This is a genomic window from Luteimonas viscosa (assembly GCF_008244685.1).
Classification (GTDB): Bacteria; Pseudomonadota; Gammaproteobacteria; order Xanthomonadales; family Xanthomonadaceae; genus Luteimonas; species Luteimonas viscosa.
The window spans coordinates 3118082-3140061 of sequence record NZ_VTFT01000001.1; the positions used below are offsets into that span (position 1 = coordinate 3118082).

A 21980-nucleotide genomic window follows, 5' to 3' on the forward strand; every position below is an offset into this window, starting at 1 on the left:
GCTTTTCGCTTTATGGCCCAGCCGCGGCGGCTGCGAGCGCTATGGCCCGGCTGTGGCCCGAACGGGAAGGTTGCAGTTCCCGTCGCTCCTCCCGATGCAGCGCAGGCAGTCCTTGGCGAGCCTTTGGCGCGGTGGGCCGAGGAGGCGCGCGCATCCTCGGCAGCCCCGAACCTGAATGAATCCAAGTGGAGGAGCTTGCGCCCCTCAACCGACTGTGGTCTAATGACAATCGTGTCCTTGTAACTTTCGCTTCAACCATAGAGGTTTAATTGCAACATAGTTCGTAGCGAAGTTCCACGGATGCGTAGTGCGGGACTGATGAAGATAGCGATGAGATGACGATGAACCCCGACCTATATCTAGAGCCCAAGTGATGATGCAGACATGAAGACCAGTGAGGGTTTGACGAGGTTCGGCAAAGCCCTGAGGAAAATCAGAATCGACCGAGAACTAACGCTAGGAATGTTGGCAGACAAAGTGGGAATGAGCGCGGCATTCATCTCCGCGCTCGAGAGAGGAAAGCCTGTTCCACCCGACTTCATAGCGAAGGCGGCACAAGTGATGGACCTCACGGATCAAGAGATTTCGGGACTGCAGGAAGGGGCAGCCCTACAACAGAAGGAGGTAAGAATTTCCATGACAAACCGATCGGATCAGGCAAAAGTCGCAGCAATGGCGTTCGCTAGGCGCTTTGAATCGATGAGCGACAAAGAGTTGGCTCAGCTGCTGAGTTCCATCAATAACGGCAATGAATAAATAGGTGATGGATCATGAGTGGCGTTTGCTTTGAAGTTCCACCAGCTAGTAGAGCGCGAATTGAGGGCCTCACGGCTTCAATTCGCGCTCACTTCAAAATTAAAACGCCATTCTTCCCATTGCTGGAAGTAGTCGAGCTCTGGCTGCCGCTAGTATGGCCAGAGTTCGGCTTTTCAGTGGGGCAGTACGACGACATGGGGAACGACCATGGGCGTACTTTTCCCGGGCAAGACCATATCCAGGTCAGAGATGATGTTTACGACAACATCCGGCGGAACAAGGGCCGAGATCGATTCACGCTGGCGCATGAACTTGGACATTTGTTCTTGCATAACGATCCTGCTCTTGCCCGAAACATTCGGAGAAGTGTCGACATAGAGCCGTTCCGAAGTTCCGAGTGGCAGGCAAACTCGTTTGCCGGCTCGCTGCTAATGCCGCTTACCTATTTGCAGCAGGCTGCGTCACTGGCAACAGTCGTCGAGGATTGCGGCGTCACACTGGACGCAGCTCGAGTACAAGTACGCGGAATGAAAAACGCGAGGTTGCTGAGCAACAACAACCTCGAATAGTTCAACAAAAGAAAAGCGAACCCCAAGAGGGTCCGCCTTTTAGTTCAGTGGGAAAGAAGCCACCACTGGAGCTTGCAATGTGTGCACTAGGGTACCCAGACATACTAAAACACTGGGGGCACGCTCCGCAAGTACCAAATCGGGCTTCGAAGGAGGTGTTTATGCGTGAGCAATCAAAAGCCTGCCCCTAAGGGGTTCCGTTGGGTTTGTTGTCGCTACCGCCGAGTGAAGAACTCGGACAAGGTGCTCGACGCCCATGACTACGGCTACGAAGCCTGGTGCTTTTTAGTCCGTTGCTGAGCCTGACTGGAGCGGCGGTTCGCCGCCGCTCCACCTCTAATCTATAAGGACCCTCGATATGAAATCGAAGATGACGACGCCTAAGGCCGCGAAAGCAGCCGCGAAAGTTCTCGCGTCTAACAGCACTGGTAGGAATTCCCGCACGGCAGCGGGAAGTGCCCTGACCCAGAGCCGTACTCGCGGAGAAGCTACTTCCGCTCGTGCTGCGAGCGCCGCCTCCAAAGTTCTTCGCGATGGCCGAACATCGGCCGCGTCGAAGACCGCTGCGGGCAGCGCACTATCCCAGGCACGCGGTAGGAAGTAGGCAATCTGGATGGGGCGGCTCCGGCCGCCCTATCCTTGCATGGAGATCGAAATGGCAAACAAGCGACCCGGCCCCAAGCCAAGCGGTCCGAAGACTTCATCGCCGTCGAAGCCAAAGCCTTCGCCTGCTCCACGTCCAACTCCCCAGCCAGGTCCTGTAAAAGGGACTCCATCCCGTGGCGGAGATACGGGTCCGCGGAGGCGTTAGTGAAAACCCTCGCCGAAGTCGATAGGACGAAGCAAGACGCGACTGGCAGGGCGAGTGATGTGGGGCGACAGCTAGCTTTCGCGGGACTAGCTGTAGTCTGGATTCTGCGAGATGCGTCCGGCAATCCTATTGGTCCTACGCTTGTCTCCCCTCTGCTGTTGCTAGTGGGGTCGCTCGCACTTGACTTGCTTCAGTACGTTTGGTGCAGTTTCATCTGGACGTTGTTCTACAACTACCAGTTCGAGAAGCACAAATCAGATGAGGCACAGATCGACATACCAGATGCGATCAATTGGATCTCCTACGGTTGTTTTTGGACCAAGATCGTCTTTCTTATTCTGGGCTGGGGTTGCATAGCTGATGTTGTGATCAGCAAGTGGCAATTGTTCCTCTAATCATCGGCGCTCCCAGTACCACGGCACATCCGTCGCCGGTTCCGGGCGACTGAGCCCGAAGACCGCAAGGGCAAGCGCGAGGACCAAGTCATCGTGAGCCCCCTCCCGCGCGCTGAAGGTCGCATTGCCGGCGTCGCTGTACCGAACCCGGAAGTCTTGGAGCTCCCGCATGAGCACGGCGGCGTCGGGCAGGCTGGCGGCGATCCGCAGCTCCCCGGCGTGGAGCAGGGCTTGGAGCTTGCTGACCAAGTCGCCTTTCGGCACCGACCAGCCGGGCCCGTGGCGCGTGGCCTCGCGGCCCCCGGTAATGACGACCCCTTGCGCCCTGCGCAGCGCGTGGCGGCCCGCGAACATGTCGAACACCGGGCGGCCCACGCCCGTGTAGTCGACCAGCACGCGCGGCGACAGGCGGCGCAGCGGCGGGCGCGACAGCATGGCCTCGATCGCGTCGACCTGCGCCGGGTACGGCATACCGAGCCGCAGCCGTTCGAGATGCGGCACTTCGTACCGGGGATGGGGCTCCGGGTTCGCATGACGCAGGTTCGGGTTCACCGTCTCCGTGGTGATCTTGGCGACCACCGCGATGGCCGTCGGGTCATGAGCCTGCCCCACGTCGATGCCCACAGCGAACGCGCGGCGGCGGACGACGGCGATACGCCCTGCCAGCCTAGGATGATCCGTGGGAAGCTCGATGTATGTGCTCAGCTCCACAGGGGCGCGACCTCATGGCAAAGTGCTGCTTCGATAAGATCGGAGGCGAAGAACTGCTCATCCGTGTCCACGAACTCGCACATGTACTCTTGGCGGTACTGCCAATCTCCGATAAGGCGGCGTTCCTCCGCGAGCCACTCGGGATCGATGCGGGGGCAGTCATGCGCCGTGATCTTTGTGCGACGCCAGCCCTCCCCGTGTTCCCAACTCTCGTAGAACCACCCGCGCTTGCCGTAGGGAGTCGTGAGCGCCACAAACCGACCCTGAGTCGTCGCAAGCATGGGACGCACGGCGGCGAACAAGGCATCGTCCACGCGACTCGCTTCGTCGATGATTACGGTCCTCGCGCCGGAGTAGCCCCGGATGGTGCCCTCGGTACCGGGCAACGCGATGATTCTGGAGCCGTTCGCGAGTTCCATGCGCAAGGCAGATTCCTGCACGATTCGCGGCACGTCGGGCAACGCTGTATAGACCTCGCGCACTTTGCGAAACAACTCGGAACTCTGGCGCTGCGCCGGAGCAATGAGCAACACAAGGCCGGGATCGTAGAGCGCCTGATGGACCGCAAGGCTGGCGCACGTAGTGGATTTTCCGGATTGGCGGCTGCACAGGAGCAACATCCGCCGAGAGTCGCTGTTCAATACGGCTTCCTGCCACGCATCTGGCTGCATGCCTGCGTCCCGCATCACACTCGCGGGTTCCAACATGCGGGTGAAGTCACGCGCGAGGATCGACACGCTCGGCGCTCCCTTCGATGACCTGGCCTTTTCGCTTCGCGCGGCTGCGGCGCGTCACGTCGCAGTCCTTGGCCATTTCATCCGCTGCGGCTTCGCGTTCCTCTGGCGACTCCTGACGGGGCACGTCGGGCGACTCCAACTGCCGCAGGGCGGCGGCCACGCTGGCCCGGGCTTCGGGATGCTGGCGCAGTGCCTGCATGATCGTAGTGCGGAGCGCATGGAACTCGGGCAGGAGCAGGACGTTGTTGGTCACGTTCACCGTGCCCGTGCGAATGTCGCCCAGCAACTTTGCGGTGACTTCGAGGTTTCGGCCGATCTGATTCCCAATCGCCGCCGCGCCCCGGTAATCGTCCTGGAGGGTCGCCGCGTCCATGAGTCCGTATAGGCGCCCACGCACCGCCACGAGATGCTGGAGCACGCCCTCGGATTCTGTGATGCGCAGGTTCTCGAGGTCTTGCGGCGTCATCCGGCCACGGGTTTGCAACTGACCATGTAGCTCCGCGCTCATGTGGCGCTGACCATGCCGCCAAACCGAATCGGCAGACACGCCGTAACGCTTGCCGAGAACACGGATCGGAACCTTGTTGGCGAGCCCCAGTTCTATGGACGCTCTATCGGGATGATCGCAGATGCGGCACGGGCTACCTCTCGCCATGACTCAGCTCCGAGTCCAGCCATTCGAGCGTCATCTCTGCATAGGCGATGGCCGTGGCCACCCGATCACACTTGGCGAGAGCCTTACGACCGGAGTCGCCCATTCGTGCGAGGAACGCGGCTGCTTGAAGCGGATTCGCTGGATCGACGTGCTCCATTCCACGCGCGAGCATCATGCTTTCCACGCTTTCGCCGTAGACGTCTGCGTTCTCCTTGAACGTACGGAGTGCGTAGCGCGCCGCGTCGAGGTTGCGCAGGCGTGCAACACGTGTGCGATAGATCTTCAGTGCCTCGCGCAGCGGACTCAGGATTTGGCTGGGGAGTGGAGCCAATAAATCCCACCAGTGAGCCTGGAAATGCCGCGGTTTTTCGCAGAGGCCCGGCCGCCCGGCGGGGCGCGTAGATCCCGGGTGTGTACCCCCTTCGACCATGATTCAGCCCCCCATAAGGGACCGCAGCGCGGCGGCCTTGTCGAAGTCCACGAGCTCTCGGATCGCCCCTGCCACGCCCTTCTCAAGCGTGTTCAAGTGACGCTCGCGATCCGCGAAGTCCTGAGACTCGGTCAGCAGGCCGGGGTCACGGAGCCCCAGTAGAAGGTTGCGCATGTTCGCATGCGTCTCCGGAGCGACGCCCGAAAGCTGCGCAGGCACACTCGCCACCGCGTAGGTGACCAGCATCGCGTCATCGCCAGTCAGCGATTTGAGGAAGGTTGCACGCTCGTCGTACGACATACCGCGGAGCACTGCACGCACTTCACCTGCGGCTGCACGCCAGTCCTCGCGAGGCGCATGGAATGCGTTGGCCGTGCGCCGGTCGAGCTCGGCGCGCTTGGTAGCGAGTATGTAGCGCTGTGCCTCGATATCTGCCGCGATGCTGTCGTCGAGCTTCCTTACTTCGGTTTCCGCGCTCAGCAGCTTTTCGTTGGCTGTGAGGATCGGATTCTTGTGTAGCTTTGCCACGTTCTCATTTGCGCCGGCCACCCGATCCGTGACCAGCTGGCGGAACGGTCGGCCTGAGTCGTCGCCGTGATTCGCGAATGCCTCGTTGTAGGCGCTGGGGTCGGTGATCAGGGGCGGCTTCGGGGCGTTGGCGCGGGCGCGTCGTGCTTCGTCTCGGCGGGCGCGGTTGTCGGCGGCGATGCGTTGGTCAATGCGGTTGGACATGGCGTGGCCTCCTGGGCGGGTTTCGCCAAGGGTGGCCGGTGCGCCTGCTACGCGGGCGGCGGTTGTGTAGCTCGTCGCGAAAACGTGCCGCGCGACGACGTACCGGGCCACAGTCGGGCCATAACGTCACGCTGCCGCAGGGAACTCGGCACGAAGCCCGTAGCGACGCGGGTTGCGGCGGTCCGACATGGGGTTACGTTGGCACCGTGCCTGCAGAATGGCGGTGAACTTAGTGTTCCGTGCGCTGCGCGATCATGGTCGGAAAGTGTGGGGAAAGCCCGGGCGAACGTGATGAACTTGGCGACCAACACCGCCAACCCTTACACCACCGATAAATTGGCGGCCTTAATACCTAAGCACACACAAAATAGCTTGTTTTTAGGGGTTTAATTAAGGCCGCCAGTGTGTGGCGGTGTTGGCGGTCTAATTATTAACACCGCCAAGCCATTAACACCGCCAGTAGGGCAAGGGGTCGTGGCGGCCTTAATTAAACGCCTAAAAACAAGCTGTTTCGGCGTACGTTCGGGTACTAAGGCCGCCACACCGCCAACCCCCGCGTGCGCAGCCGCGCGCGCGCGGCCCGGGGCGCGGGGTGCGACGCGCCGCCGACAACTCGCCTGCGCCAGTGGCCCAATTTGGCCCGCCAACAAGTCGTTTTGCCCCGCGCAGGGCAGGGCAGCCACCACCCTAGCGCCTCGCGCAGGTCGGCTGCACAGGGCCGTACAGCGCTCTACAGCCGTCATGCCTTTATTGCCTTGTTCGACGGCAGTTTCCACGTCCAAGCACCTGCGCCGCGTTTGCCCGGCTCGCCCTGTCGCACCGCTACGACGTCAAGTGCTTCCTTGGCGCGCTCGACGGTGCGCCACGCGATGCCGTCAGCGTCAGCTTTCACCTTCAATTCCTTCGATGCGACTGGGCCGCCATGCAACATGGCCGCAAGCCACTCTGCGGCTTCGTCCTTCGGTTGGCGCTTGCTCTCGATCTGCCCGAGCAACTCGTCTGCAAAGCCGTACAAGGGACGGCCCCATTCGATCTTGGAGACTTGGCTCCGCTGTCCTGCGATTTCACGATCGACAACGGCAATGGAGTAGGCGAAGCCGTCCCCGGTCAAGCCTACGTTGTTCTTGGCCCGGACGATTCGGCCTTCACCGTCACTACCCATGGCTGTTGCGAGCGTCACCCGAGCAACGGCGTTGAAGGCTACTGAGCCGATCACACGTTCCGCCGTGCTACGGCCTGCGGTGTTCTTGGCGTAGTGCGTGATGCCTACAACCGCCGCACCGGTGTCGGCTGCGAGGTTGAGCAGCGGTTGCAGACCACGACGTACCTCCGCGTTCTTGTGGCTGTCACCTTGCACCATGCTCACGATGGGATCGACGATGACGAGCGCGAGGTCCGTAATGCGACACGCGGCATGTTCAAGTGCCGGCATGTCAGTTGCCGGGTCGAACACTTGATCACCGTTGCCAACAAAGTGAATACGCGCCATATCTGCGCCGGCTTCGCGCAGTCGTGGCACCAGGACCTCTGCTATTGCGTCCTCACCCGACCAGATGATCACATTGCCAACCGGGGCCGTAGTTCCGTCGGGCCACTTCCCACCGCGCGAGATGGTCGCCGCGAGGCTGAGCGCAAGGGTCGTCTTACCTGTGCCGCCGTTGCCCGCAATTAGGGTCAGCATTCGGCGTGCGAGATAGCCTTGCCATGCCCAGTCAATCGCCTTGGGCTGGATATCGGAGGCACGGAGCAGTTGAACGCCGGATTCCTTCGGCGCGACGGTTGGCAATGCCAGCATGTCGGCCGCGGTCGCGGTTGGGTTCGCGTCGAGCCAGTCCACGGCGTCGGCGCCTATTTCGTCCAGCCCGAGCGCATCCACGTCGATGATTCGCACGTCGCAGCCGAGTTCCTGCAGGATTTTGGCCACGTCGGCCGCGTATTGCTCGCCCGGGTCGTCGTTGTCGGGCCAGATTACGCAGGCGCGGCCCGCCAACGGTGACCAGTCAGCTTTGGCAGCGCTCTTAGCGGCTCCGCTCGTGGTGGCCGCGACGCCGAGGACGGCGAGTGCGTCGGCGCACTTCTCGCCTTCCACTACTACGATGACGCCTTCGGCGGCGAGGACTTCGGGCAGGCGGTACAGGGGCTTCCCAGCGCGCGGGGGCTTGGGTTCCCTAGGCACCCATTCTTGGCCGTTGCGGTGGAACGGCTTGATGTGCTTCTCGCCGGCCTTGTCGATGAAGCGAGCGCGCCACCCGTGCACCTGGCCGTTCGCGAGCCGGTACGGATACACAGCCACGAGCTTGAGTCCCGTGAAGCCGCTACCGTAAAGGCTCTTCGCGGCCTGCTCGGCCTCGGCCCATTGGTCAGCGGTCAACGGTTCGACGGTCGCGGGTTTCGGAATCTTGGCGCGTGGCTTCGTTGCGGCCTTGGCTTTCGGCTTCGTTGCCACCTTGCCCGGAAACAGGTCTGCCGTAGTCATGCCGAGTGCGGAGCACACGGCGTCGATGCTGCATCCGGCGTGGCAATGGAGCGCGACGGTGCCGGAGTCGTCGACGCTTACGGCGAGCGACGCGTTTCCGTCTTTGTGAGCAGGACAGCGCGCGCTGTACTGAGTGCGCCCTTGTTGGTACTCGACGCCGAGCCCCGCGAGAACCCTGCGGATCGGGGATGCGTCGGCTTTCATGCGCGGACCCTGCGGCCCTTGGTAACCGGGGCCTTGGTCTCGCTGATCTGCTGGAGCCACGAGATCACGTCCGTGCGGCGGTAGAACAGCCGTTTGCCAATGTAGAAGTGATCAGGGCCGTAGCCGTTCGCCTTCCAGAGCTTAAGCGTGCGGATATGACAGCCGATTGCCTGCGCGGCTTGGCGTGCGGTCATGAAGTCGCTGACGACTTCGTTGAGCTGTTCGGGTGAAGCCATTGTCGCCACCGTTCGGTTAGTTTCGGTGGCGCACAAGCTATGCCCCGCGCCTGCTACGCGGGCAAGGGTTATGTAGCCGGGCTACTTCCTATCGCGGTTGCAGAGGGCGCGGTACCTCTTGCGGACAGCGCGGCGGCGACTTTGGTTCGGATCGTCACGACTAAAGCCGGTTTCAACCTCCGCCTCGCGCATCATCCATTCCAACTCAGCGTCTCGCTGCGTCGCAAACCTTCCGTGCCGCATCAGTTGCTCCACGCCGGCGGCGCGACGTGCACGGAACTCGGCTTTCCCAAGCTGGCGCTCGGTTACGTCGACTATGACGGTGACGCCTGCTGCGCGCGCGCTGGCAGGGGCCGCGAGGTGGTCGGCAACTTCCTTCTGCTTTCTCAGATCCTTGCTGTTCGCGTGTGACCGCGCGTACTCGCCCAAGTAGCCGGAGCGCGCCACCGCGAGGGCGTCGAGGCGGCTGTACTCAAGCACGGCTGGGCGATGCTCGTCTCCTTCGTCGGTGCAGTGGCCGCGCGCGAGGCTCAGCGTTGCGTACCATGCTCCTTCTTCCGCTTTCCGTTCCATTCTCGCTCGGATATTGGGGTCCATATCAGCGGCCTCTCGGCATTGCGGGGAACTGCAAAACGTTGTCAGTCTGCGGGAGGGCGTCGTCTTCCCAGTCGTCGATGGTCTTGCCTGTACGCACGACTTCGGCGAAGTAGTCAGCCCATGCTGTCATAGCGCGACGACGGATGCGCGTCTGTCTTGACTTGTCGTAAGTCTTTTTCAACTTACCCATCGCATGATTCAGTGTTCGCTCGACAACATCACTCGAAACGCCAATCTCGTTCATGCCCGTGGCGAGGGTTCTACGCACGTCGTGGGGAGTGAACGGCTCGACACCCTGACTCTGGAGGTACGGGATAGCCTCGCGCAACCCCGTGGCGAGCCTGTTGGCGGTAAGGCAGCCTTGGCCGCCACCGTTTGCGATTCTGCGGCTCCGCCCACTTGGGAACACGTAATCACTAGCGTTTCCGTGCCGGGAACGAAGGATCGCCATCGCCGGCGCGACAAGGGGCAGCGTGTCGCCGCGTTTCGATTTGGCGCGGCCCTCGCCTTGCTTCGGCTTGTTCCAAACGGCTGCGGCCATATCGACTTCGACCCATCGCAGGCCGGCCGCCTCGCTGGGTCGTGCGCCGGTGTAGAGCATGAATCGCAGGCATTCTGCCACGTCGCGGTTCATTCGTTTGGCGGGGGGCACTTCGGCGAACGGATCAGTGATACACCAAAACGCGCGGAAGTCGGCGGCGGTCGTCAGCGCGCGTTCGCGTGCTTCTGGGAGCTCATCGGCCTTATCGAGGATGGCGAGGATTCCGCCTGCGGGATTCTTCTCCTTCGCAAGGTGCCGCTCTGTGAGGCCCCATGTGTAAAGGCCAGAAATCAACGACACCAGATGCACTACTTCCGATCGCTTTCCCGCTCGGCGAAGCGGCTTGATCAGATTCAGGACGTCGCCTTGCTCAAGGGTATCGGCCTTGCGATTGCCCAATGCGGGGACGATGTAGCGATTCGCGCGTCGCCGGGTGCGACGCAAGGTGTCCGAGGTGAGCGTTGCTCCTTCCTCCGGGTCGAGATAAAGGGCGAGAAGCTGGGAGACCGTCAGCCGCGCTTCCTCGGCACTGCGGGCCGCCTCGGCCTCGGCTGCCGCGCGCTCGCGCTCGATGCGTTCGGCCTCGCGCTCGGCGGCGAGGCGCTCGGCCTCGGCCTTGCGCTCGGCGTAGGGGTCGCGGCCTTCGGCGACGATGCCGGCCAGCCGTATCGCCTCCTTGCGCATGGCGGGCAGCACTGATGCGATGCTGCGGCCGCTAGCCGGGGACCAGGGTCCGAGCACCATGCGCCGGGCACTACCGCCGGCAACACTGCTGCCATAGCAAAACATGAGGGCCGCGCCTGCGCTTTTAGTGAATCGAACCGCCAGCCCCTTGGTCTCGGTGTCGTAGTCGATCGCGTTGCCCTTGGCGGGGCGCGGGCGGTTGCGGATGTAGGCGTCTGTGAGAATGGTCTTAGCCATGGCGGCGGTCCTGTGGTGGCCCGAGCTATGGCCCGACTGTGGCCCGACTCGGATTGCACCGGCGACCATCGCCGGCCATCGAAGCTTACCACTATCGCCACCAAAAAAGTAGAAATATCAAATACTTAGCGTAACTGGCCAGATACGCAGCGGTACGACCCTTACAAAACAGGCGGTTACAAAAGCCCCAAGTGGGCTTTGAAAATCCCCGTGTCGGGGGTTCGATTCCCTCCCCGGCCACCATTTTGCGGAAGACAAACGGGGGCGCCGAAAGGCGCCTTTTTTCTGTTCCCGGATCACGCGGCCGCGCGCCGACCACGCGGAGTCGGACTTTTCCTACACGCCATCGCGTCGGGCACCGACGGCGCCCGCCCGGCATCACGGTCACTCTGTGACGGCCCCGGCAGCGCGCAAGGGAAGGTTGGGAAGATGCCGCTGCACGGACGCCGGTCGCGATCCACGGATCGCGGCTCGAGCCGGGGCACCTCCCGATGGTGAAGGTGCCGACGAATGGTTCGCGAGTTGATCGAGATCGAGCCCGCCGACGACGGCTGGCTGGTGCGCAGCGGGGCGGCGTGCCTGCACTACCTGACCAAGCTGCAGGCGATCGAGCAGGCGCAGATGCTGGCGGCGCGACGCTACATGGAAACGGGGTGCCCCACCGGGGTGCGCGTGCCGGTGGCGCACGGCCGGCCGGTGATCGTCGGAACCTGCGGCTGAGGCGATCCCGTCCGCGTGCTGGCGCGCAAGCTGCGTCTTCGCACCAGAGGAGCGCTCCGCGACGTGCTCGCGCGCGACGCGCGGCGGTCAATTCTCAGGCATGGGGTGCGCGCCGGAGATGGCGTCGGCGATCTGCCTGGCCTGTTCGCGCAACTCGGGGATCGCGATGCTTTCCCACAGCTCGCCGATGCGCAGCGCGCCGATGACGAACAGGTGCGGGTCCGGGCGGCCGCGCGAATCGATCACGTGGCCACGGTCGCTGCTGGCCAGGCCGATGCCCTGCGGGCCGGGCAGTATTCCGCCGCGCGCGCGAAGCGCCTGCAGCAGCGGATCGGGGCGCAGGTCGATGTTGGTTTCCACGCCTGTGGCGTTGACGATCCAGTCGGCGTGGCGCATGTGTTCGCGCGCGGTGTGGCGCGGGCGGAAATGCACGCAGCTGCCGCCGACGGGATCGGCGGTGAGCGCGCGCAGCCGGGCGGGCACGATCTCGAGCTGGCCGCGTTGGCGCAGCCCGTCGAGCGTGGCGGCGACCTGCGGCGCGATGCGGTGGCGGTGGATGTCCCAGTAGCGCACGGCATGGCGCAGGAAGCGGCGTCGCTGGGTGTCGTCGAGCGAGCGCCACAGCGCCTGGCCGTGCGGCCGCAGGCGGTCGAAGCTCCATTGCCAGGGTTCGCCTGCCTCGATCGCCGTGGCGATGCGCTGCCGCAGCCGCCGCCAGCGCTGGAGCACGCCGAGCGGCAGCAGGTCGTCGATGCCGCCATCGTGCTGCGCGCCCGGGACCGCGTGCGGCAACGGCGCCAGGCCGTGCCGCGACAGCACCAGGATGCGGCCGCGGTGCCCGCCATGCGCGAGGGTGAGCGCGGCATCGACCATGCTCAGGCCCGAACCGAGGATGCACACGTCGGCGCCGGGTTCGATGGAGGCGACCGCCGCGTAATCCCACGACTCGGCCACGCGCACCCCTTCGTGCAGCAGGTAGGCGGGCAACGGCCGTGCCGCGTTGCCGAGCGCGAGCACGACGTGCGAGGCGCGCAGGCGCGCGCCGGAGGCCAGGTGCACCACGTGGCCGGCTCCGGCGCGCTCGATGTCGATCGCGCGGTCGTGCAGGTGGATCAGCGCCTCGGATCCCGGCAGCGATTCCAGCGTGTGGCGCAGGTAGCGGGCGTAGTCGCGACGCGTAGCGAAGACGTTGTCGAGTGCGGCTGCTTCCCCCTGTCCGTCGCGCACGAGGAAGCGCACGAAGTGGACGGGGTCTTCGGCGACCGCGCTCATGCGCGAGGCGATGACGTTGAGCAGGTGCTCGGGCTGCGCGGTGGAATACGCCGCGCCTCGCGCCAGCTGCGCGTCGGGTTCGACGATCGCGATGCGCAACGCGTCGCCTTCCCGCATCAGCAGGCGGATCGCGACCAGCGCCCCGGCTGCGCCGCCGCCGACGATCACCGCATCGAAGCTGGCGTCACCTGGGTCCTGGGCGGGCGTCATGCATTCGCTGGGCGGGGCACATGCCGGCATTGTCGCATCCGCACCCGGTCCCGGCGACGCCGACCCGGCGCTGAACCGGGGTCGCGCCGCGGCTCGAGCGCGGCGACCCGGGGCGCATCATGCGAGCCATGCGGACGGGCGAGGGCCCGCGACAGGGAGACGACGATGGGCACCAGGAAACTCACCATGATCACCGCACTGGCGGGGCTGCTGGCGCTGGCCGGCTGCGCTTCCGATGCGGGCCTGCGCGCAAGCGAGAAGCTGGCGCTCTACACCGCCCACGCGGGCGAACCGGTGTCGAGCTTCCGCTATTTCGGCAGCATCAACGGCTGGACGCCGCTGGGCGACAGCGCCCTTGCGGTCTGGACCAGGCCGTCCGAAGCCTGGCTGCTGGAACTGCAGGGTCCCTGCCAGGACATGTCGTTCTCCCCGACGATCGGCCTGACCAACCAGATGGGCCGCGTCCATGCGCGCTTCGACAAGGTGATCGTCCGCGGCGGCGGCGCGGTCGGCATGCCCTGTCACATCGGCCGGATCCGGCCGCTCGACGTCAAGGCGATACGCGCAACCGAGAAGGAACTGCGCGAGGCGAGAGTGGAGGAGCGCGAGGCGGGAGACGGCGCGCGCTGAGCCTTCGCTCGGCGCGCATCGTGTCAGACCACGGCTGGCGGTCGCGCGAGGGCCTTGCGCGAATGCGCGAGTGCCGGGCTTGCCGGACCGGGCGTGAGGTCGAGGCCTTCGGTGTTGCGGTGTTCGGGAGCGTGGAAGAAGGTGCGCGACAAAGCACGCGGCCCACGATACCGACTCCCGTCGGAAGCGCATTCAGGCGCGATGCCCGTGGTCCCATGCCTGCGTCGTTCGCTGGTTGCAGGCAGGAAGCAAGGCGTTGCGCCTGGAGTTGTTCCTGCGCGATGAGGCGTGGCGGTGCGGCGCCTCGTCAGGATTCGCCATCGTTTCGCGGCACGTAGCCCGCCGGCCGGTCCGCGCCGCCGCCGAACAGGAACTTCTGCATCTCCTCCTCGAGGAAGGCGCGATGCTTGGGGTCCAGCGGCGAGAGGCGGTTCTCGTTGATCAGCATGGTCTGGTGCGCCAGCCACGCCGCCCAGCCGGCCTTGCCGATGTGCGCGAACACGCGCTTGCCCAGCTCGCCGGGCCAGGGCACGAAGTCGAGGCCTTCGGTGTCGCGCTGTTCGTAGTCGCAGAAGACGGTGCGGGCCATGGCGTGCGTTCCGGAGGTGCGGACCCCTATTGTAAGAGTCCCTTCGGGCGCGATGTTTTTTCGCTCCTTGGGCCATTGCACGCGGTCGCAGGACATCGCGCCTGAAAGCGCTCCTACGGCAGCCGGCGCTCCAGCAGGCTGCGGATCGGCGCGGGGATGCCGAGCGAGCGCAGTTCGTCGCGCGCGACCCAGCGCAGGCCGTCGTCGTCGCGCACGCTGGCGCCCAGGGCCGCCCCGCGCCATTCCAGCGGCTGCAGGGTGAGCCGGTAGTGGGTGAAGCCATGGGCGATCGGGTCGAGCGCTTCGGCACTGTCGTAGCCGTCGCCGATGTGGCCGCTGTACCAGGCGCGGGCCTGGTCGTGGTCGGTGTGCTCGGGCAGCGACCACAGAGCGGCCCAGATCCCGGTCGGCGGGCGTCGCTGCAGCAGCACGCGGCCTTGCGCATCGTGCAGCAGCAGCGCCAGCGCGTGGCGTTCGGGCAGGGGCTTGCCGGGCTTGGGCGTGGGCAGTTCCTCGACCCGTCCCTCGCGCAGCGCCACGCAGTCGTGCTGCAACGCGCACAGCATGCAGGCCGGATCGTGGCGGGTGCACAGCGTCGCGCCGAAATCCATCTGCGCCTGGGTGTAGTCGGCCATGCGGTCGGCAGGCACGCCATGGACGTGCGCTTCGGCGATCGCCCACAGGCGCTTCTCGATCGCGGGCAGTCCGGGCCAGCCCTCGACGCCATGCATGCGGCACAGCACGCGCTTGACGTTGCCGTCGAGGATCGGCACGCGCTCGCCCCAGGCCTGCGACAGGATCGCGCCGGCGGTGCTGCGGCCGATGCCGGGCAGCGCGAGCAGCGCGTCGAAATCCCGCGGCAGTTCGCCGCCGTGCCGCTGCGCGCACAGTTGCGCGGCCGCATGCAGGTTGCGCGCGCGGGCGTAGTAGCCCAGGCCCGACCACAGCGCGAGTACGTCGTCGAGCGGTGCCGCCGCCAGCGTGCCCACGTCGGGCAGCGCGGCGACGAAGCGCTCGAAGTAGGGCACCACCACCCGCACCTGGGTCTGCTGCAGCATGATTTCCGACAGCCACACGCGGTAGGGCGTGCGCGGGTGCTGCCACGGCAGGTCGTGGCGGCCGGAGACATCGAACCATTGCAGCAGGTGCGTCGCGAACGGGTCGCCACCCTGTGTCGAGTTCATGGCGGGGGCGCCGGCGCCGCTGCAGGATCATCCTCGAACTCGACCACGACACCTTCGAGCTGCGCGCCGGAGATCTCGATGCGCGCTGCCTCGAGGCGCCCGTCGAGCGGAGGCAGCAGGGAATCGGGCAGCGTCGACGTGCCCCAGACCACCAGCGCGGGCACGTCGAGGCGGCCGTCGAAACGCATGTCGTCGCGCCCGGCGCGCAGCGCGAGCGGATCGGACAGGTCTGGCGCACCGAGGTAGGCGAGCGAGAGTGCCAACGGTTCGCGTGAGCCGCCGAGCGGCGGCGGCAGCGCGGGCCACGCTTCGGGCCACTGCGCGATGCGGCCATCGAGATCCAGCAGCAGCCGCTGGCCGAGGCCGAGCCGGCCGCGCGCGTCGAACACGGGCACCAGGCCGCCACCGCGCAACGCCAGACCCGCCGGGACCAGCGTCCAGCTGCCGTCGTGCGCACGCAGCGGCCCGTGCACGCCGAGCGAGAAGGGCACCGTGGTGTCGCCCGACAGATAACGCCCGCTCGCACCGAACCTGGCGGGTAGCAGGCGAAGGCCATCGTTCCAGTGCAGCGCGCCCGACAGCGTGATCCATGCGGGCAACCGCCAGTCGCCTTGCGCAGGCACGACCGGGCCGGCGACGGCGAAGCCGCGACCGCTGGCCGGACGCATCAGTGTGGCGGCGAGATCGAACGGGGCACGTGTCGATGCATCGACGTAGCGCCCGGCGGCCTGCGCGCGCAACGGCTGATCGGGATGCAATCGTGGCAGCGCGAGTCGCAGCGCCTCGATCCGCCAGCCGGCGCCCTCGATGCGGCCGTCGCGCACGCGCAGCCCGTCCGACAGCGTCGGCAGGCGACCCTCGCCCGGCGGCCGCGTGCCCAGCCAGTGCTGCAACGCGGCCACGTCCACGACCGGTTCGTCGAGTTCGATGCGGACCAGATCGAGCGTGTCGCCGAGGCTGCGGATCGTGCTCCAGGGCAGCGACACCAGAAGGCGCCGCGCCTGAAGCAGCGGCCGCTCCGCGCCCGGTTCGCGCGCGACCAGGTTGCGCACCACGAAGCTGGGGTGCGCACCCAGGCGGGAGGCCGCGTCGCCTTCGGCGCTGATCTCCAGGTTCATCGACGCACCGATGCGCGCCAGCACCATCGGCACCACGCGCTCGGGGGGCAACGCCAGCCAGACCACCAGCCACAGCACCACCAGCAGCGCCAGCGGAACTGCGCACACCAGCAGCACGCGCGGCCAGCGCCGGCGCGCCCGCGGCGTCCCGGCCTGGCGCGGGGAGGCGTTCACCCGCCGAGCGACTCCGGCAGCAGGGCGTCGACGAAGGCCTGCGCATCGAACACGCGCAGGTCCTCCGGGCGTTCGCCGATGCCGGCGAAGCGGATCGGGATGCCGAACTCGCGTGCCAGCGCGAACACCACGCCGCCCTTGGCGGTGCCGTCGAGCTTGGTGACCACCAGCCCGGTGACGCCGACCGCGGCGTGGAACTGCCGCAGCTGCGACAGCGCGTTCTGACCGGTGGTGCCGTCGATCACCATCAGCACCTCGTGCGGCGCGTTGGGATCGAGCTTGCCGAGCACGCGCCGGATCTTGCCCAGCTCCGCCATCAGTCCCTGCTGGGTATGGAGGCGGCCGGCGGTATCGGCGATCAGGACCTCGGTTCCGCGCGCCTTCGCGGCCTGCAGCGCATCGAAGGCGACCGAAGCCGGGTCCGCGTCCTGGCCCTGGGCGATCACGGTCACGTCGTTGCGTTCGCCCCAGGCCTGCAACTGCGCCACGGCGGCGGCGCGGAAGGTGTCGCCTGCGGCGAGCACCAGCGCATGGCCCTCATCCTTGAAACGACGCGCGAGCTTGCCGATGGTGGTGGTCTTGCCGACGCCGTTGACACCGACGGTGAGGATCACGAAGGGCCTGGCCGCCGCATCGATCCGCAGTGGCTGCGCGACCGGCTGCAGCAGCGCGACCAGGTCCGCGCGCAACGCCGCGAGCAGGGCGCGGGCGTCGGCGAACTCGCGCGACTTCATCCGCTTGCGCAGGCCTTCAACCAGCTGGGTGGTCGCGGCGACGCCCACGTCGGCGGTCAGCAGCGCGGTCTCGATCTCGTCGAGCAGGTCTTCGTCGAGCCTGGGATTGCGCGAGAACAACCCGCCGAAGCTGCGTGCGAAGCCGCTGCCGCGCAGGCGGTCGCGCCAGCCTGGCTTGCCTGGCGCCGCCGCGGGCAGTGCCGGTTCCGGTTCGTGCGATGGCGATGGGAATGGCTCGACCGCGCCTGGGGCCGGTGCCGAAGCGTGCTCGGGCGGACGCGCGGGCGGCGCCTGGTCCGGCGACACCACGAGCACCGCAGCAGGATCCGGGGTGACCGGAGCCGCGTCGCCGGGCAGGGGCGCCGGCATGTCGCGGGTGTCGGCAGCGGCTTCGGGCGACGCGTCTGGCGCCGCGGCCGGGTCGGGCTTCTTGCGGCGGAAGAACTTGAGCATGCGGGGCGAGCGTCGGAGTGCGCGAGAATGGAGCCATGCTAGCACCCGCCCCCCGTACGCCCCGATGAACCGGGCAAGCCCCGGCCGCGCCGGCGCGGTGCGCATCATCGGCGGCCGCTGGCGCGGGACGAAGCTGCCGGTCGCCGACCTGGACGGCTTGCGCCCGACCTCCGACCGCACCCGCGAGACCCTGTTCAACTGGCTGCAGCCGGCGCTGGCCGGCGCGCGCGTACTCGACCTGTTCGCCGGCAGCGGCGCACTCGGATTCGAGGCGCTATCGCGTGGAGCGCGCGAGGCACTGCTGGTCGAACGCGATCCGCGCCTGTGCCAGACCCTGCGCGCCAGCGCGGCGCGGCTGCCCGGAGGCGAGGCGGCGACGATCGTGCAGGCCGACGCGACCTCGTTCCTGGGCGCGCCGCTGCAAGGGCGCTTCGACATCGTGTTCGTCGACCCGCCGTTTGCCGCCGAACTGTGGGACGGGGTGCTGGCGCAACTGGATGCGTGGACGACCGGACGCGCCTGGCTGTACCTGGAAACTCCGCTGCAACGCAGCATCGCGCCCGGAGCTGCCTGGCGACTGCATCGCGAGGGCACGACCCGCGAAACCCGTCACGCGCTGTACCGGCGCGCCGGCTGAACGCGGGCGGGTCGCGCTGCTACACTGCGGCGACTCCCGGACAACGACTGCGCCAACGCCACGCCATGAGCCCGGCCCGCACCCGCACCGCGGTCTATCCCGGTACTTTCGACCCGATCACCAACGGCCACATCGATCTGGTCGACCGGGCCGCGCCGCTGTTCGAACGCCTCATCCTGGGCGTGGCGGAGAGCCCGTCCAAACGCCCGACGCTGCCGCTGGAACTGCGTGTGCGGCTGGCGCGCGAGGCGCTGGCGCGGCATCCGAACGTCGAGGTGCGTGGCTTCGATTCGCTGCTCGCGCATTTCGTGCGCGAGATGGGCGGCGGCATCCTGCTGCGCGGGCTGCGCGCGGTGTCCGACTTCGAGTACGAGTTCCAGATGGCGAGCATGAACCGCCACCTGATTCCGGAAGTGGAGACCCTGTTCCTGACCCCCGCCGAGCAGTACGGCTTCATTTCCTCGTCGCTGGTCCGCGAGATCTCGCGGCTGGGCGGCGACGTGTCCGGTTTCGTCCCGGCCGCCGTGGCCGAGGCCCTGCAGGCCGAGTGGCGACGCGACGCAGGCTGATATCGTCCATCCCCACACCTACCCTCGGAGTAACACCATGAACCTGATGAAGAGCCTGGCGCTGGCTGCGTGCCTGGTGCTGCCCCTGGCGGCATGCAAGAAGGAAGAGGCCGCGCCGGTCGAAAAGGCGCCGGTCGCGGCGCCGACCACCGACGACAAGGCCAGCTGGCATGCCTACCTCAACGACCAGGTGCCGCGGCACATGGAAGGCATCACCAACCAGCCCTATGTGTACTGGGTGCCCGCCAGCGAGAACACGCAAGATCCGGAGGCGCACAACCGCCTGCTCGACAAGGCCAAGATGGATGTCGCCCGCGGCATCGTGAAGGGCAACATCCTGGCCTACGCCGGCCTGGATCCGACCAAGACGGCGGACCTGATCGTCGAGGCGTTCGGCGAAGTCACTCCCAACACGATGAAGGGCGTGCGCGTGGTCTACATCGGCGACACCGCCAACAGCGGCAGGGTGAAGGCCGCGGTGGAGCCGGCCGGCGTCGAATACGTCTTCGTCGAAGCCAAGTGACCATCCGGCCCACGCCCGCAACGCGGGCGTGGGCCGGCTTCATCCCCGCGCAGGCGGGGATCCAGCGGCGCAGCAGTAGTCCCCGCGCCCGCGGCGCGGGCGTGGCTGACGGAACGTCGTCCCCGCACAGGCGGGGATCCAGCGGCGCAGCAGTTGTCCCCCACGCCCGCAGTGCAGGCGCTGCCGGATGGCCGCTCCGCGCGGGCGGGATCGGGTTTACGGGGCAACCACCCTCCGCGCACGCGGGCGTGGGCACATCGCCATCCGAGGGAGCAGGCGCCGCCCGGCCGCCGGTGCCCTTGCGTTCCGGGCATGGAACGGGGCCCGCCGCGACGCAGCGCATACAATGTGCGCATGTCCCTGAAGATCAACGAGCTCTGCGTCAATTGCGACGTCTGCGAGCCGGTCTGCCCGAACAAGGCGATCTCGCAGGGGGAAACGATCTACGTCATCGACCCGGCACTGTGCACCGAGTGCGTGGGCCATTTCGACGAACCGCAGTGCGTGGTGGTGTGCCCGGTCGAGTGCATCGATCCGGATCCGCAACATCCCGAATCCGAGCCCCAGTTGCTCGCCAAGCTGCGCCGCCTGCAGCAGGAGTCCGCATGAGCCGCAAGTCCCTCGCCGTCCTGTTCGCCTGCCTGCTGTTCGTGGCGCCGCTGTCGGCGCGCGAATCCGCCAAGCCCTCCGCGCAACCACCCGGCGCCGCCATCGCCTCGGCGCACGCGCTGGCCACCGACGCCGGCTTCGAGACGCTGCGCGCGGGTGGCAACGCCTTCGACGCCGCGGTCGCCGTCTCGGCGGTGCTGTCGGTGGTCGAGCCGATCTCGTCGGGGCTCGGCGGCGGCGGCTTCTTCCTGCTGCACGATGCGAAGACCGGCAAGGACGTGTTCGTCGATGCGCGCGAGATGGCACCGGCCGCGGCCACCCAGGAACGCTACCTCACGGCCGACGGCGGCTTCGACCGCGACCGCGCGGTCAACGGCCCCTGGGCGGCGGGCATCCCGGGCCTGCCGGCCGCGTTCGTGCACGTCGCGGAGACCTACGGCAAGCTGCCGCTGCGCACCTCGCTGGCGCCGGCGATCCGCATCGCCCGCGACGGCTTCCCGGTCTATGCGCGCTTCGCCCGCGGTTACCAGCAGCGACGCGAGGTGATGGAGCGCTATCCCGGCACGCGCGCGGTGTATCTCGCCAGCGGTGCGGCGCCGAAGGAGGGCGAGGTGTTCCGCCAGCCCGACCTCGCACGCACCCTGGAACTGCTGGCCGGGCATGGATTCGACGGCTTCTACCGCGGCGAGGTGGCGGCAAAGCTCGTCGCCGGCGTGAACGCCGAGGGGGGGCAGTGGACCGGCGAGGAGCTGGCCGCCTACACGGTGAAGGAGCGCGAGCCCGTCCGCTTCCGTTACCGCGACTGGGACATCGTCACCGCGCCGCCGCCGTCCTCGGGTGGCATCGCCCTTGCGCAGATGCTGCAGATCCTCTCCGGCTGGGACCTGCAGGAGCTCGACGAGCCGCTGCGCGTGCACCTGGTGGCCGAATCGATGCGTCGCGCCTTCCGCGACCGGACCTTCTACCTCGGCGATCCGGACTTCGTGAAGGTACCGCAGCGGCTGCTGACCAGCCCCGACTACGCCGCCGGACTGCGCGCCACGATCAACCCGTCGCGCGCCACCCCCAGCGACCTGCTCTCGGGCGAGCAGACGCCGCTGGAGGACGAGGAGACCACGCACTTCTCGATCATCGACGCGGAAGGCAACCGCGCCGCGGTGACGCAGACGGTGAACCTGCTGTTCGGTTCCGGCCTGGTGCCGCCGGGCACCGGCGTGCTGCTCAACAACGAGATGGACGATTTCGCGCTCAAGCCGGGCACGCCGAATGCATTCGGCGTGATGGGCTACGACGCCAACGCGCCGGCGCCGGGCAAGCGCATGCTCAGTTCGATGACGCCCACGTTCATGCAGTCGCCGGGCAAGGTGGTGGTGCTGGGAACGCCGGGCGGCAGCCGCATCATCACCATGGTGCTGCTCGGCATCCTCGGTTTCGATGCCGGGCTCGACGCGCAGGCCGTGAGCGCGCTGCCGCGCTACCACCAGCAATGGATGCCCGACGTGATCGAGGCCGAAAGCGGTGCGTTCACGCCGCAGGTGGCGCAGTCGCTGCGGGCGCTCGGGCACAGCCTGAAGCTGCCGGGCGACGAGGCCGCGGGCGGACGCGGTTCCAGCCATGTCTGGGGCAACCTCCAGACCGTGGAGTGGGACCTGGCCGACAACGCGCTGCACGGCGGCAGCGATCCGCGCAACCCGGTGGGCAAGGCGGCGGTGGAGGCGATCGGCGCAACCGCGCGCTGAGCGTATCCATGCATGTCATGCAGGGCCGGGCCCGTTTCGATGGCGACC

The 21980-nt window shown here is 66.8% G+C and carries 24 protein-coding genes; 10 read left to right on the forward strand and 14 right to left on the reverse strand.

The annotated features are described in order from the left end of the window. The first annotated feature begins 384 nt into the window (after positions 1–384). From FZO89_RS13850 to FZO89_RS13865, 3 genes are all read left to right on the forward strand, one after another. A complete protein-coding gene (locus tag FZO89_RS13850; protein ID WP_149103802.1) occupies positions 385–756 on the forward strand; it encodes a helix-turn-helix domain-containing protein in 372 nt (123 codons plus the stop codon). 14 nt (positions 757–770) lie between these two features. Further along, positions 771–1325: an ImmA/IrrE family metallo-endopeptidase gene (locus tag FZO89_RS13855; protein ID WP_149103803.1), complete on the forward strand. Its 555-nt coding sequence runs from the start codon at positions 771–773 to the stop codon at positions 1323–1325. 810 nt (positions 1326–2135) lie between these two features. After that, on the forward strand, positions 2136–2531 hold the full coding sequence (locus FZO89_RS13865; RefSeq protein ID WP_149103805.1) for a hypothetical protein: 396 nt from the start codon (positions 2136–2138) through the stop codon (positions 2529–2531). Here the strand turns inward: FZO89_RS13865 and FZO89_RS13870 are convergent, their stop codons facing one another. The 9 genes from FZO89_RS13870 to FZO89_RS13910 all read right to left on the reverse strand — a co-directional run bounded on the left by FZO89_RS13870 (position 2532) and on the right by FZO89_RS13910 (position 10771). Then, a complete protein-coding gene (locus FZO89_RS13870; protein WP_262378667.1) occupies positions 2532–3242 on the reverse strand; it encodes a hypothetical protein in 711 nt (236 codons plus the stop codon). Further along, complete coding sequence (locus tag FZO89_RS13875; RefSeq protein ID WP_222928121.1) at positions 3233–3979, reverse strand: phage terminase large subunit; 747 nt, start codon at positions 3977–3979, stop codon at positions 3233–3235. The genes FZO89_RS13870 and FZO89_RS13875 overlap by 10 nt, the downstream gene beginning before the upstream one ends. Next, complete coding sequence (locus FZO89_RS13880; protein ID WP_149103806.1) at positions 3960–4634, reverse strand: hypothetical protein; 675 nt, start codon at positions 4632–4634, stop codon at positions 3960–3962. Before FZO89_RS13880 ends, FZO89_RS13875 begins: the two co-directional genes overlap by 20 nt. Beyond that, positions 4621–4965: a hypothetical protein gene (locus FZO89_RS13885; protein ID WP_149103807.1), complete on the reverse strand. Its 345-nt coding sequence runs from the start codon at positions 4963–4965 to the stop codon at positions 4621–4623. Before FZO89_RS13885 ends, FZO89_RS13880 begins: the two co-directional genes overlap by 14 nt. Before the next feature lie 102 nt (positions 4966–5067). Next, positions 5068–5796: a hypothetical protein gene (locus FZO89_RS13890; protein WP_149103808.1), complete on the reverse strand. Its 729-nt coding sequence runs from the start codon at positions 5794–5796 to the stop codon at positions 5068–5070. 739 nt (positions 5797–6535) lie between these two features. After that, complete coding sequence (locus FZO89_RS13895; protein ID WP_149103809.1) at positions 6536–8476, reverse strand: AAA family ATPase; 1941 nt, start codon at positions 8474–8476, stop codon at positions 6536–6538. After that, a complete protein-coding gene (locus tag FZO89_RS13900; RefSeq protein WP_149103810.1) occupies positions 8473–8712 on the reverse strand; it encodes a MerR family transcriptional regulator in 240 nt (79 codons plus the stop codon). The genes FZO89_RS13895 and FZO89_RS13900 overlap by 4 nt, the downstream gene beginning before the upstream one ends. An 81-nt stretch (positions 8713–8793) precedes the next feature. Then, positions 8794–9285 (reverse strand): hypothetical protein, encoded by a 492-nt coding sequence (locus FZO89_RS13905; protein WP_149103811.1) that lies wholly within the window; start codon positions 9283–9285, stop codon positions 8794–8796. A 25-nt stretch (positions 9286–9310) separates the two neighbouring features. Beyond that, entirely contained in the window at positions 9311–10771 is a 1461-nt protein-coding gene (locus FZO89_RS13910; protein ID WP_187471159.1) for a tyrosine-type recombinase/integrase, read from the reverse strand. 510 nt (positions 10772–11281) lie between these two features. On the opposite strand from FZO89_RS13910, the gene FZO89_RS13915 reads away from it, so the two are divergent. Beyond that, on the forward strand, positions 11282–11491 hold the full coding sequence (locus tag FZO89_RS13915) for a DUF2188 domain-containing protein (protein WP_149103813.1): 210 nt from the start codon (positions 11282–11284) through the stop codon (positions 11489–11491). An 87-nt stretch (positions 11492–11578) separates the two neighbouring features. On the opposite strand, the gene FZO89_RS13920 is transcribed toward FZO89_RS13915, so the two are convergent. Then, entirely contained in the window at positions 11579–12973 is a 1395-nt protein-coding gene (locus FZO89_RS13920) for an FAD/NAD(P)-binding protein (RefSeq protein WP_187471160.1), read from the reverse strand. Positions 12974–13138: 165 nt separating this feature from the next. On the opposite strand from FZO89_RS13920, the gene FZO89_RS13925 reads away from it, so the two are divergent. After that, positions 13139–13603 carry a DUF6491 family protein gene (locus tag FZO89_RS13925; protein WP_262378668.1) on the forward strand — a complete coding sequence of 155 codons (465 nt, stop codon included), beginning with the start codon at positions 13139–13141 and terminating at the stop codon, positions 13601–13603. 307 nt (positions 13604–13910) lie between these two features. On the opposite strand, the gene FZO89_RS13930 is transcribed toward FZO89_RS13925, so the two are convergent. The 4 genes from FZO89_RS13930 to ftsY form a co-directional block, all read right to left on the reverse strand. Then, the gene (locus FZO89_RS13930) at positions 13911–14192 is read right to left on the reverse strand and encodes an oxidative damage protection protein (RefSeq protein WP_149103815.1); all 282 of its coding nucleotides are present in this window, start codon (positions 14190–14192) and stop codon (positions 13911–13913) included. Between the two features lie 113 nt (positions 14193–14305). Beyond that, positions 14306–15376: an A/G-specific adenine glycosylase gene (gene mutY, locus FZO89_RS13935; RefSeq protein WP_149103816.1), complete on the reverse strand. Its 1071-nt coding sequence runs from the start codon at positions 15374–15376 to the stop codon at positions 14306–14308. Continuing rightward, the gene (locus FZO89_RS13940) at positions 15373–16668 is read right to left on the reverse strand and encodes an AsmA family protein (protein WP_149103817.1); all 1296 of its coding nucleotides are present in this window, start codon (positions 16666–16668) and stop codon (positions 15373–15375) included. The genes mutY and FZO89_RS13940 overlap by 4 nt, the downstream gene beginning before the upstream one ends. Beyond that, the gene (ftsY, locus tag FZO89_RS13945; protein WP_262378669.1) at positions 16665–18035 is read right to left on the reverse strand and encodes a signal recognition particle-docking protein FtsY; all 1371 of its coding nucleotides are present in this window, start codon (positions 18033–18035) and stop codon (positions 16665–16667) included. The genes FZO89_RS13940 and ftsY overlap by 4 nt, the downstream gene beginning before the upstream one ends. On the opposite strand from ftsY, the gene rsmD reads away from it, so the two are divergent. From rsmD to ggt, 5 genes are all read left to right on the forward strand, one after another. Further along, positions 17920–18492, forward strand: coding sequence for a 16S rRNA (guanine(966)-N(2))-methyltransferase RsmD (rsmD, locus tag FZO89_RS18890; protein WP_149103819.1), 573 nt, complete (start codon positions 17920–17922; stop codon positions 18490–18492). The genes ftsY and rsmD overlap by 116 nt on opposite strands. A gap of 65 nt (positions 18493–18557) precedes the next feature. Further along, positions 18558–19061 carry a pantetheine-phosphate adenylyltransferase gene (gene coaD, locus FZO89_RS13955; protein WP_149103820.1) on the forward strand — a complete coding sequence of 168 codons (504 nt, stop codon included), beginning with the start codon at positions 18558–18560 and terminating at the stop codon, positions 19059–19061. A gap of 37 nt (positions 19062–19098) precedes the next feature. Next, the gene (locus FZO89_RS13960) at positions 19099–19584 is read left to right on the forward strand and encodes a hypothetical protein (RefSeq protein WP_149103821.1); all 486 of its coding nucleotides are present in this window, start codon (positions 19099–19101) and stop codon (positions 19582–19584) included. A gap of 354 nt (positions 19585–19938) precedes the next feature. Then, positions 19939–20193 (forward strand): YfhL family 4Fe-4S dicluster ferredoxin, encoded by a 255-nt coding sequence (locus FZO89_RS13965; protein ID WP_149103822.1) that lies wholly within the window; start codon positions 19939–19941, stop codon positions 20191–20193. Beyond that, a complete protein-coding gene (ggt, locus tag FZO89_RS13970) occupies positions 20190–21932 on the forward strand; it encodes a gamma-glutamyltransferase (protein WP_149103823.1) in 1743 nt (580 codons plus the stop codon). Before FZO89_RS13965 ends, ggt begins: the two co-directional genes overlap by 4 nt. Positions 21933–21980 lie beyond the last annotated feature (48 nt).

Excerpts from the sequence above, each read along its gene's own strand:
- FZO89_RS13960 (WP_149103821.1), top strand. The coding sequence starts at position 19,099 with ATGAACCTGATGAAGAGCCTGGCGCTGGCTGCGTGCCTGGTGCTGCCC.
- FZO89_RS13905 (WP_149103811.1), bottom strand. The coding sequence starts at position 9,285 with ATGGAACGGAAAGCGGAAGAAGGAGCATGGTACGCAACGCTGAGCCTC.
- FZO89_RS13890 (WP_149103808.1), bottom strand. The coding sequence starts at position 5,796 with ATGTCCAACCGCATTGACCAACGCATCGCCGCCGACAACCGCGCCCGC.
- coaD (WP_149103820.1), top strand. The coding sequence starts at position 18,558 with ATGAGCCCGGCCCGCACCCGCACCGCGGTCTATCCCGGTACTTTCGAC.
- FZO89_RS13895 (WP_149103809.1), bottom strand. The coding sequence starts at position 8,476 with ATGAAAGCCGACGCATCCCCGATCCGCAGGGTTCTCGCGGGGCTCGGC.
- FZO89_RS13910 (WP_187471159.1), bottom strand. The coding sequence starts at position 10,771 with ATGGCTAAGACCATTCTCACAGACGCCTACATCCGCAACCGCCCGCGC.
- FZO89_RS13855 (WP_149103803.1), top strand. The coding sequence starts at position 771 with ATGAGTGGCGTTTGCTTTGAAGTTCCACCAGCTAGTAGAGCGCGAATT.
- FZO89_RS13930 (WP_149103815.1), bottom strand. The coding sequence starts at position 14,192 with ATGGCCCGCACCGTCTTCTGCGACTACGAACAGCGCGACACCGAAGGC.
- rsmD (WP_149103819.1), top strand. The coding sequence starts at position 17,920 with ATGAACCGGGCAAGCCCCGGCCGCGCCGGCGCGGTGCGCATCATCGGC.
- FZO89_RS13925 (WP_262378668.1), top strand. The coding sequence starts at position 13,139 with ATGGGCACCAGGAAACTCACCATGATCACCGCACTGGCGGGGCTGCTG.
- FZO89_RS13880 (WP_149103806.1), bottom strand. The coding sequence starts at position 4,634 with ATGGCGAGAGGTAGCCCGTGCCGCATCTGCGATCATCCCGATAGAGCG.
- ggt (WP_149103823.1), top strand. The coding sequence starts at position 20,190 with ATGAGCCGCAAGTCCCTCGCCGTCCTGTTCGCCTGCCTGCTGTTCGTG.
- FZO89_RS13920 (WP_187471160.1), bottom strand. The coding sequence starts at position 12,973 with ATGACGCCCGCCCAGGACCCAGGTGACGCCAGCTTCGATGCGGTGATC.
- FZO89_RS13900 (WP_149103810.1), bottom strand. The coding sequence starts at position 8,712 with ATGGCTTCACCCGAACAGCTCAACGAAGTCGTCAGCGACTTCATGACC.
- FZO89_RS13965 (WP_149103822.1), top strand. The coding sequence starts at position 19,939 with ATGTCCCTGAAGATCAACGAGCTCTGCGTCAATTGCGACGTCTGCGAG.
- FZO89_RS13915 (WP_149103813.1), top strand. The coding sequence starts at position 11,282 with ATGGTTCGCGAGTTGATCGAGATCGAGCCCGCCGACGACGGCTGGCTG.
- mutY (WP_149103816.1), bottom strand. The coding sequence starts at position 15,376 with ATGAACTCGACACAGGGTGGCGACCCGTTCGCGACGCACCTGCTGCAA.
- FZO89_RS13850 (WP_149103802.1), top strand. The coding sequence starts at position 385 with ATGAAGACCAGTGAGGGTTTGACGAGGTTCGGCAAAGCCCTGAGGAAA.